The organism is Cellulomonas jepli (assembly GCF_047229345.1).
Classification (GTDB): domain Bacteria; phylum Actinomycetota; class Actinomycetes; order Actinomycetales; family Cellulomonadaceae; genus Cellulomonas_A.
Genome location: NZ_JBFTER010000012.1, coordinates 59,201 through 69,042, shown reverse-complemented (window position 1 = coordinate 69,042; position 9,842 = coordinate 59,201). Strand labels below are relative to the sequence as shown.

The following is a 9,842-nucleotide window of genomic DNA, read 5'->3' as shown; positions in this document are numbered from 1 at the left end:
CGGTCCGTCCCCCAGCGAGCGGGGGCGCCCGCGGTCGTGCCGGTCGCTGCGCCGACCTCCGGCGGGGCGTCCGTCCCTGCTCCGCCCGCGCGCGCGGCTCGCCCGCACTGGCGCGTGCAGACGGTGCTGCAGGTGCTCGGCGCGAGCCTCCTCGCGGCGGCGAGCATCGTGTTCCTCCTCTTCAGCTGGGGCTGGATCCCGCTCGTGGGGCGCGCGGTCGCGGTCGCCGTCGGCACGGTGGTGGTCTTCGCCGTCGCGAGCCGGCTGCGCCGGTCGGGCCTCACGTCGAGCGCGGAGGCCGTCGGTGGTCTCGCGGCCGTGCTGCTGCTGCTGGACGCGTGGGCCGTCCCGGCGACCGGGCTCGTGCGACCGGCCGAGCCCGCGGTGTACGCGGGCGTCGCGACGCTCGTGTGCGGGGCCGCGCTGACGGTCTGGGGAGTGCGTGCTCGGCTGCGCGTCGGCACGCTCTCCGGCGCCGTCCTCGTGCCCGTCGCACCGCTCCTGCTCGCGCCGCTCCTGCCCTCCGCGGGCGGGTTCGCCGGGCTCGCCTGCGTGGCGCTGGCGCTGACCACCGCCCGGTTCGCGGGTCGGACCGCCGCCCCGGACCGGCACGCCGTCGAGCGTGCGGTCCTCGGCGCGCTGGCGTGGGTCCTCGTCGCCGTCGTCACGTGCGTGGCAGCCGTCGCGGCGCTCCTGGACGGTGCGGGCTGGGACGCACCGACCGCCCCGGCATGGGCCTCCGTCGCCGTCCTGGTGGCGGCCTCGGCGCTCGCCGCCGGCCAGGCCCGGCTCACGACGGGCCCGGCGGACGTGCAGGCCGACGGCGCGGTCCCGCCGGCCGCCGGGACGGCCGCCCCGGGGCCGACCGCCTCAGGGCCGGCCGCGCCGGGCTCGCCGTCCGGGCCGTGGACCGTCACGGCGGGCTCCGGTGCGACGGCCACGTTCGCCGGCTTCGGCGGTGCCGCGCGAGCCTGGGCGACCGTCTCGGGCGCGCTCGCGACGGTCGCCGCCCTGGCGGTGGTCGTGCTGCTGGTCCGGGCCGGTGCGGCCGGGGCCGCAGCGCTGTGGGCGCTCGTGCCGCTGGCGCCGACGCTGGTCACGCTCGGGCTGCGCCTCGCGCGTCGCGGCCGTGGCGAGCCGTGGGCCGCACAGGGTGCGCACACCGTGGCGCTGCTCGCGAGCGTCCCCACCGTCGTCGCGCTCCCCCTGGTCACCGCGGCGTCGCTCGTCGAGCCGGCCGTCTCCCCCGGGCGGACGACAGTGGTCGCGCTCGTGCTGGGCGCTGCCGCGACGGTCGCGCTCACCCGGACCGCAGGCCGGCAGGCCCGGGTCGGGTCGTGGATCGCCGTGGCGGTGCTCGTCGCGATCCCCGTCGCGCTGGCGAGCGCCTGGCCCGGCCTCGTCGGCACCGGTCTCGTGGCCCTGCTGCTGGTCCTCGCGGTGCTCGCGTTCGTGGGCGACGCGGCAGAGGTGCGGCCGGTGCTCGACGTGAGCGCCCCCGCGCGCACGGTCGTGGTCGTGGCGGTGCTCGGCGCCCTGACGGCGTCCCAGGGTGCGCCCGGGCCGCTCGCCGCGGCACTCGCAGCGACGGCGGCGCTCAGCGTCGGGACGCGGCGGTGGTTCACGCACCCGGCGGCCCTGCGCGCCGCCGCGCTCGCTGCCGGCGCGCTGCTCGGCTGGTCGGCGTCGGTCGTGGCCCTCGTCGGCGGCGGAGTCGACCCGGCGGTGGCACGCACCGCCACCGCGTGCCTCGTCGTCGGCGCCTGCACCGCGCTCGCGGTGCGGCGCAGCGGTGCGCCGGCGGACCGGGTCGCCTGGCTCGCGACCGGCACCGCGACGCTCGTCACGGCGTGGCCGTGGGCGTTCGCCGCGTCGTCCCCGGGCGGCTCCGGCGCGGGCCGAGCGCTGGTCGTGCTGCTCGCCACGGTCGCGCTCGCCGGCTCGGTGCTGGTCGCGGTGCGCGGTCGCCGGACGGTGCCGCGCTCGGCGCGCGTCGCCGCAGCCGCCGTCGCTCCGCTCGGCGCGCTCACCGTCGTGGGCCTCGAGCGCGCCCTGGCCTCCGTGCTGCCGGGGAGCACGCTCGCGGTCGGGGTCGCGACGGCCGGCGCCCTCGGGGTGCTCCTGGCGCCGGTGCTCGCGCGCGGGCCGGCGGTGGACGACGTGCCTCGGCTCGGGACGGCGGCCGAGGCGTCCGGGCACGACGAGCACGCGCGCCGCGCCGCGGAGGCCGGCGGGTGGGCCGTGCTCGCAGCTGCCGTCGCGACGGCGTCCGGCCCGGCCCCGACCGGCTCCGCAGCCCACGCCGCGCTCGTCCTGCTGGTCGCCGCGATCACCGCCGGCGCCTGGTCCCTCGCGCCCGGACGCCGCTGGGCACGCTGGTGGACGCTCACGCTCGGCACCGTGGCGTCCTGGGTGCTGCTCGCTGCCGGCGACATCGGGACACCCGAGGCCTACCTCGCGCCTGCGGGGCTCGTCCTCGCGGTGGTCGGCGCGCGGCGTTGGCGAGCCGCCGCGGAGGGCGACGTCGCGCTGCTCGGCGCGGGGCTCGCGCTCGCGACCGTGCCGAGCGCCCTCCTCGACGGCGAGCTCGCCGCCGGGCTCCCCCGGGACGTCGTCGCCGGGGTCGTCGGCGTCGTCCTCGTCGCGCTCGTGGAGGTCCCCGCGGTGCGGCGGCGCCCCGGAGCGGGGACGGCGACCCTGCGCCCCCGGCACGTCCTCTCGCTCTTGGGTGGGTCGCTCGCCGTCCTGGGCCCGTGGGGCCACGCCCTCGCGGCGGCCCAGCCCTCGGCCGCGGGTGGCTCGACCGACCCGCTGGCGGTCGCGGTCGAGGCGTGGTCGCTGCCCGCCGCAGCGGTCGTGGCGGCCGCCGCCTGGCGCCTGGCGGGTGACCCGTCGGCCACGCAGCTCCGGGTCGCCGCGTGGGGTGCCTGGGCCGTCGCCGCAGCGGTCGCCGTCCCGACCGTCGTGGCGGTGCGCGACTCCGGAGCCGGCCTCGTGCGCACCCTCGCAGTGCTCACGGTCGGCGCCGTGCTCGCGCTCGGGACAGCCCGCCGGACGTCGGCGGCACGCGAGCACGCCGACCTCGCCGTCGTGGGTCTGGCGGTCGCGGGCCTGGCGGCGCTCACCGGTGCGGCGACGCTCACCGAGCCGCCGGGTGACGTGCTCGTGGCCCTGCTCGGCCTGCTGGCGCTCGCCGTGGCCGTGCGGCGCGCCGGGGCTGGGACCGCAACCTGGTGGGGCACCGCGGGCGCGCTCCTGGCGCTGCCCTTCGCCCTCCAGGACGACGTCCGGCGCGGTGTCGCGGCCAGTGCGCTGGCGGCGGCGCTCGTCGGGAGCGCGGCGCTGGTCCGCCGCACGAGCGCCGCCGTCGGCGACGCGGAGGTGGTGCGCGACGCCGACGGCGTCACGTCGGCGCACGCTCACCGAGCGACGCGCCCGGCACCCGAGGACGAGACCGCCGCACCGGGACCGCACCCAGCGCCGGTCCCGAGCCACGAGGGCTCAGGTCCCGAAGGGACACCGCCACCGACCCCGACGCCGGGGCCGGCTGCGGCACCGGGGCGCACCCCGACCCCGAGCCTGGCGCCGAACCCGGGGCCGACTGCGGCACCGGGCGGCCTCGGAGGGCTCCGAGCCGCGCTCGGCACCCACACGCTCCTGCTCGCGACCGCCGGCGCCCTGGCCCTGCTCGGTCCGGCGCGGCTCGCGACCGCCGGGGCCGTCGGACCGGGGGGAGACCCCGCCGGCGTCGAGGCGTGGTCCCTGCCCGCCGCGGTGCTGCTCACGGGTTCGCTGCGTGAGCTGACCCGCCGGGCGGTGCCCGTCGCCGCGGCCACCCGGCGCGTCGGCGTCTGGCTCGTGGCTGCGGTCGCGGCGGTGCCGACCGCTGTCGCCGTCACCGCGCCGACCTCGTCGTCGCTGTCGCTGGGCCGGACGCTCGCCCTGCTCGCCGTCGGCGCGACGGTCGCCGTCGTGGGCGTCACCGGTGCCGCACCGCCGCGCCGGGTCCTCGGCACCCCGCTCGTCCCGCTCGGCTTCGCGGTCGCCGGGCTCGCGTGGCTCGCGTCCGCCGCCACGCCGGCGGGCCTGCCCCCGAGCGTGGTCCTCGCGGCGGTGGGGCTGCTCGTGGCCGGGGTCGGCGCCGTCGTCGTGGCGCGCGCCGACCCCGGCGCGAGCTGGCCGTTCCTCGGCGGCTTCCTCGTCCTGCCGCTCGTCCTCACCCCCGCCCCGTGGGGCGGACCCGTCGTGACGCTCGCCGTCGCGGCGGTCGCGCTCGGTGCCGGCTGGGGTCTGATGAGGGCCGGCGTCCTCGCTCGCGCGGGCGCCGTGCCGCTCGCGGTCGCGGCCCTGCTCGCCGCCGCGGCCTCGGTCCGGCACACCGCGGACGCCGGGAGCGCCGCGTCGGGCCCCTGGGTCGAGCTGATCGCCCTCGCCGCGGCCCTCGTGCTCGCCGGGATCCTCGCGCTCCTGACCCGCGCCTGGCCGATCGCGGGTGCGTCTCCCCGCTCGTGGGGCGTCTGGCCGGTGGCTCTCGCCGCCGCCGCCCCGAGCCTCGCTGCGGCGGCCGACGACCCCGCCGATCTCGCGCGTCCGGGTGCGGTGCTCGCGGTCGGTTCCTGCCTCGCGGTCGCCGGCGCGGCACGTGCCGCACGCGACGCACAGGTGCGCACCGTCACGGCGGCTCAGGTCCAGCACGCCGTCGCCGGAGTGCCCGGCGGTGAGGTCGCGTCCTCGTCCGCCGCCGCCCTCGGCGGTGTGCGGGCCACTCAGGTGCGGGCTGCCGGGATCGTGCTCGCGGCTGCGGCGGCGCTCCTGGCTGCCTTGCGGGGCGGGACCGTGCCGGTCGACGCACCGCTCGTGCTGCTCGGTGCGACCCTGCTGGCGGTGGGGGTGCTCGCGCTCCGCAGCGACGCGGACGCGAGCTCGTGGGCCTGCCTCGCGCCGGGTCTGCTCCTCGCGGTGGTCGTCCCGGTCGCGACCGGGTGGTGGGAGCCCACCATGTGGCGGCTCGTGCTCGTGCTCGTCGGCGCCACCGCTGCCGTCGTCGTCGGCGCCGTGCGGCGCTGGCAGGCGCCGTTCGTGCTCGGCGCCGCCGCGCTCGCCGTCGTCGCCGTCGTGCAGGCGTCGCCCGCCGCGGTCGCCGCGATGCAGGTCGTCGAGTGGTGGGTCGTGCTCGCGCTCGGCGGCGCGGTGCTGCTCGGGCTCGGCCTGACCTACGAGCGGCGGCTCCGCGAGGCCCGGGAGGCCGCACGCTTCGTGGTGGCGATGCGCTGAACCGACCCGTGCGCGCCGGGGCCGACGGACCGCGTCAGGCGCCGAGGGCGCGCAGGAGCTCGGCGGCGTCGGCGCTGCGGTCGAGGAGACCTCCGACGTGCTCGCGGGTCCCCCGGGTCGGGTCCTTCATCGGCACGCGCTGCAGCGTCGGTGCGCCGGGCACGTCGAAGATCACCGAGTCCCAGCTCGCCGCGGACACCTGCGACCCGAACCGTGCGATGACCTCACCCCGGAAGTACGCGCGGGTGTCGTGCGGCGCGTGCCCGACCGCCTCGTCGACGGCGTCGGCGCCCACGAGGTGCTCGACGGCGCCCGCCGCCGCCAGCCGGTGGTACAGCCCCCGCTCGGGCCGGACGTCGGACCACTGGAGGTCGACCGCGGCGAGGCGCGGGTGGTCCCACTCCAGCTGGTCGCGCCGGCGCATCCCCTCCAGCAGGCGCAGCTTCGCGAGCCACTCGACCTCACGCGCGCAGCTCGCCGGGTCGTCGGCGAGGCGCCCGAGGAGCGAGCCCCAGCGGGCGACGACGTCCTGCGTCTCCTCGTCGGGCGCGTCCGCGGCGGCCTCGAGCACCGCGGAGACGGCCGCGAGGTACTCGCCCTGCACCTCGAGCGCCGTGAGCCGCCGGCCGTCGGCGAGCTCGAGCGGCACGGTCAGCGTGAGGTCGTGGCTGACGGTGTGCACCGCCTCGACCGGGTCACGCAGCGTGAGGCGGTCCCACGTGTGGACGGCAGCCCGGGCGGCCGACGCCGCAGGCCCGTCCCCGACGGCGCGCTCGAGCACCCACAGCACGAGCGAGGTGGTCCCGAGCTTGAGGTAGGTCGCGACCTCCAGCAGGTTCGCGTCGCCGATGATGACGTGCAGCCGTCGCCACCGGACGGGGTCGGCGTGCGGCTCGTCGCGCGTGTTGACGATGGGGCGGCGCAGGGTCGTCTCGAGCCCGACCTCCGCCTCGATGTAGTCCGCGCGCTGCGAGAGCTGGAACCCGGGGTCCTCGCCGCGCTGGCCGATCCCGACGCGGCCGGCACCCGTGTACACCTGGCGGGTCACGAGGAACGGGATGAGCCGGGCCGCGAGCTCCGCGAACGGCACCGCGCGGTCGACGAGGTAGTTCTCGTGCGTGCCGTACGTCGCGCCCTTGCCGTCGACGTTGTTCTTATAGAGCGACACGTCGGGCATCGCGGAGGTCGACGCGAGGGCGCGCACCGAGGCGAGCATGACGAGCTCGCCCGCGCGGTCCCAGCGCACGGCGTCGAGCGGGCCGCGGACCTCCGGCGAGGAGTACTCGGGGTGGGCGTGGTCGACGTACAGGCGGGCACCGTTGGTCAGGATGACGTTCGCGGCGCCCGGGTCCTCGTACTCCTCGACGAGCGGGCGCGCGAGCTCCTGCGGGCCGTCGGCGGACGGCGCGGCGTGCTCGGGGTCGTCCGTGAGCATCGACGGGTGGGCCGAGGCCCGCTGCAGCCGGAACCCGCGCGCGTCGTGCAGCGGGTCCTCGTCGTCGTAGTCCCAGCGGGCCCGTGTGCGACCGCCCTCACGCGCCGCCGCGTGGACCGCGACCACGTGGCTGGACAGCAGCATCGGGTTCGCGTTGGGTCGCCCGGGCTGGAGGATCCCGTACTCGGTCTCGATCCCCATGACCCGGCGCACACTCACGGGCCCACCCTACGGCGCTCGCCGGGATGGGCCCGTTCGCGTCCGCCCGCGGAGACGCGGGTGGTACGCGGTGACGCAGCGGCAGCCGGCCTAGAGGTACGGACCGGTGCTCGTGACGGTCTCGATCGTGCGCGAGCCGTCCGTGCCCTTCTTGCCCTGCACGATGGTCCGGATGAAGACGATGCGCTCGCCCTTCTTGCCGGAGATGCGCGCCCAGTCGTCGGGGTTCGTCGTGTTCGGGAGGTCCTCGTTCTCCTTGAACTCGTCGACGCACGCGGTGAGCAGGTGGTCGACGCGGATGCCGCGCTGGCCGGTCGCGAGGAAGTCCTTGATGGCCGACTTCTTCGCGCGGTCGACGACGTTCTGGATCATCGCGCCCGAGTTGAAGTCCTTGAAGTACAGGACCTCCTTGTCGCCGCTCGCGTAGGTCACCTCGAGGAAGCGGTTCTCCTCGCTCTCCGTGTACATGCGCTCGACGACGCGGGTGATCATCGCGTCGACGGCCGCGCGCGCGCTGCCGCCGTGCTCGGCGAGGTCGTCGGCGTGGATCGGCAGACCCTCCGTCAGGTACTTCGCGAAGATCTCGCGGGCGCCCTCGGCGTCGGGCCGCTCGATCTTGATCTTCACGTCGAGGCGGCCGGGCCGCAGGATCGCCGGGTCGATCATGTCCTCGCGGTTCGAGGCCCCGATCACGATGACGTTCTCGAGGCGCTCGACGCCGTCGATCTCCGAGAGCAGCTGCGGGACGATCGTCGTCTCGACGTCGCTCGAGACGCCCGTCCCGCGGGTGCGGAACAGCGACTCCATCTCGTCGAAGAACACGACGACGGGGTGGCCCTGGGACGCCTTCTCGCGGGCGCGGGCGAAGATCAGCCGGATGTGGCGCTCGGTCTCCCCCACGTACTTGTTGAGCAGCTCGGGACCCTTGACGTTGAGGAAGTACGACTTCGTCTCGTCGGCGTCCTCCCCGCGGGCCGCGGCGGCGGTCGCCGCGAGCGAGTGCGCGACGGCCTTGGCGATGAGCGTCTTGCCGCAGCCGGGAGGCCCGTACAGCAGGACGCCCTTCGGCGGCTTGAGGCCGTGCTCGCGGAACAGCTCGGGGTGCAGGAAGGGCAGCTCGACCGCGTCCCGGATGGTCTCGATCTGAGGGCCGAGCCCGCCGATGTCGGTGTACTCGATGTCGGGGACCTCCTCGAGCACGAGCTCCTCGACCTCGGCGCGCGGGATCCGCTCGAACACGAACCCGCTGCGCGGCTCGATCGTCAGCGCGTCACCGACCCGCACGGACGCCTCGAGGAGCTGCCCGGCGAAGCGCACGACGCGCTCCTCGTCGCCGCGGCCCACGACGAGCGCGCGCCCCGTCCCGAGGAGCTCCTTGACGGTGACGAGCTCCCCGACCTCCTCGTAGCCGCCGGCCTCGACGACCGTGAGGGCCTCGTTGAGCATGACCTCCTGGCCCGGGCGCAGCCGCTGCACGTCCAGCGTCGGGCTGGCGCCGACGTGCATCTTGCGGCCTGCGGAGACGATGTCGACCGTGCCGTCCTCGCGGGCGGCGAGGAACGTCGCGTACGTGCCCGGCGGCTTGGCGAGCTCGTCGAGCTGGCGCTTGAGCTCGACGATCTGCTCGCGCGCGGCCACGAGGGCCTCCGCGATGCGTTCGTTCCGGGCGGACAGCAGCGCGAGCTCACGCTGCAGGTCCCGGCCTGGTGCTCCCGAGTCGGTCATCGCGTCAGCCTCCGTCCCCTGACCCTGGCGGGCCCTGGCAGTCGTCCACGGTGCACGCCGGTGTGCGCTTGCAGCGACCCTAACCACACCTGTCAATCGCTCGCACGAGGCGCCACCAGGTGGCGCGCCCGTGTCGCCCGGGGCGTCCGGAGACGGACGGGCGACCAGGTCAGTCGGTCGCGGGCGCCTGACCGACGTCGCGTCGCACCCGCCGGATCTTCTTGTCGGAGATCGCCCGCTCGCCGAGCGCCTCGGGCGACCACGCCTCGTCGGGCACCGCCGCGGCGCTCGCGACGCCCTCGACCGCGTCGGCGTCCGGGTAGGCACCCTTGGCGGGACGGCGGCGGCGCAGCGGCGCGTCGACGCCGTCCGCGAGGCGGCGCGTCGTCAGCAGGAAGCCCGTGTGGCCGATCATGCGGTGCTGCGGCCGGACGGCCAGGCCCTCGAGGTGCCAGCCGCGGACCATCGACTCCCACGCCTCAGGCTCGGTGTAGCGGCCGTCGGCGCGGATGTCCTCGGCCAGGCGCGAGAGCTGCGTGGTGGTCGCGACGTAGGCGATGAGCACGCCGCCGGGTGCCAGGGCCGTCGCGACGGCGTCGAGGTTCTCCCACGGCGCGAGCATGTCGAGCACGACGCGGTCGACCGAGGCCGGCTCCGAGGCCACCGGGAGCACGTCCGAGAGGTCCCCGACCGAGAGCGTCCACGCCGGGTGCGGCGCACCGAAGAACGCCTCGACGTTGCCGCGCGCGATCGCGGCGAAGTCCTCACGACGCTCGATCGAGTGCAGCGCGCCGCCGTCCCCGACGGCCCGCAGGAGCGACATCGTGAGCGCGCCGGACCCGACGCCCGCCTCGACGACGCGTGCGCCCGGGTAGATGTCGGCCATCGCGACGATCTGGCCGGCGTCCTTGGGGTAGACCACGGCGGCGCCGCGCGGCATCGAGAGCGTGTAGTCGCTCAGGAGCGGCCGCAGGGCCAGGTACTCGATGCCCGCGGTGTTCCGGACGACCGTGCCCTCGGGCGCCCCGATGAGCGCGTCGTGGGTGAAGTAGCCCTTGTGGGTGTGGAACGACGCGCCGGGGGCCAGCGTGATGGTGTGCAGGCGGCCGCGCGGGTCGGTGAGCTGGACGCGGTCCCCCTCGCGCAGCGGGCCGCGCCGCATCGCAGCTCCCGTGCTGCTCGACGGCGC

4 protein-coding genes are annotated in these 9,842 nt (G+C 77.0%); 1 reads left to right on the top strand and 3 read right to left on the bottom strand.

Going from position 1 to position 9,842, the window contains the following annotated elements; translation table 11 throughout:
• Positions 1-114 precede the first annotated feature (114 nt).
• The gene (locus AB6N24_RS04860) at positions 115-5,274 is read left to right on the top strand and encodes an SCO7613 C-terminal domain-containing membrane protein (RefSeq protein WP_412868294.1); all 5,160 of its coding nucleotides are present in this window, start codon (positions 115-117) and stop codon (positions 5,272-5,274) included.
• 34 nt (positions 5,275-5,308) lie between these two features.
• On the opposite strand, the gene dop is transcribed toward AB6N24_RS04860, so the two are convergent.
• The 3 genes from dop to AB6N24_RS04845 all read right to left on the bottom strand — a co-directional run bounded on the left by dop (position 5,309) and on the right by AB6N24_RS04845 (position 9,815).
• Positions 5,309-6,928: a depupylase/deamidase Dop gene (dop, locus tag AB6N24_RS04855; RefSeq protein ID WP_412868293.1), complete on the bottom strand. Its 1,620-nt coding sequence runs from the start codon at positions 6,926-6,928 to the stop codon at positions 5,309-5,311.
• A 90-nt stretch (positions 6,929-7,018) separates the two neighbouring features.
• On the bottom strand, positions 7,019-8,653 hold the full coding sequence (gene arc / locus AB6N24_RS04850; RefSeq protein WP_412868292.1) for a proteasome ATPase: 1,635 nt from the start codon (positions 8,651-8,653) through the stop codon (positions 7,019-7,021).
• Between the two features lie 169 nt (positions 8,654-8,822).
• Complete coding sequence (locus AB6N24_RS04845) at positions 8,823-9,815, bottom strand: tRNA (adenine-N1)-methyltransferase (RefSeq protein WP_412868297.1); 993 nt, start codon at positions 9,813-9,815, stop codon at positions 8,823-8,825.
• Positions 9,816-9,842 lie beyond the last annotated feature (27 nt).

Bases quoted from the DNA above. Each gene is read 5' to 3' on its own strand.
- arc (WP_412868292.1), bottom strand. From the start codon at position 8,653: ATGACCGACTCGGGAGCACCAGGCCGGGACCTGCAGCGTGAGCTCGCG.
- AB6N24_RS04845 (WP_412868297.1), bottom strand. From the start codon at position 9,815: ATGCGGCGCGGCCCGCTGCGCGAGGGGGACCGCGTCCAGCTCACCGAC.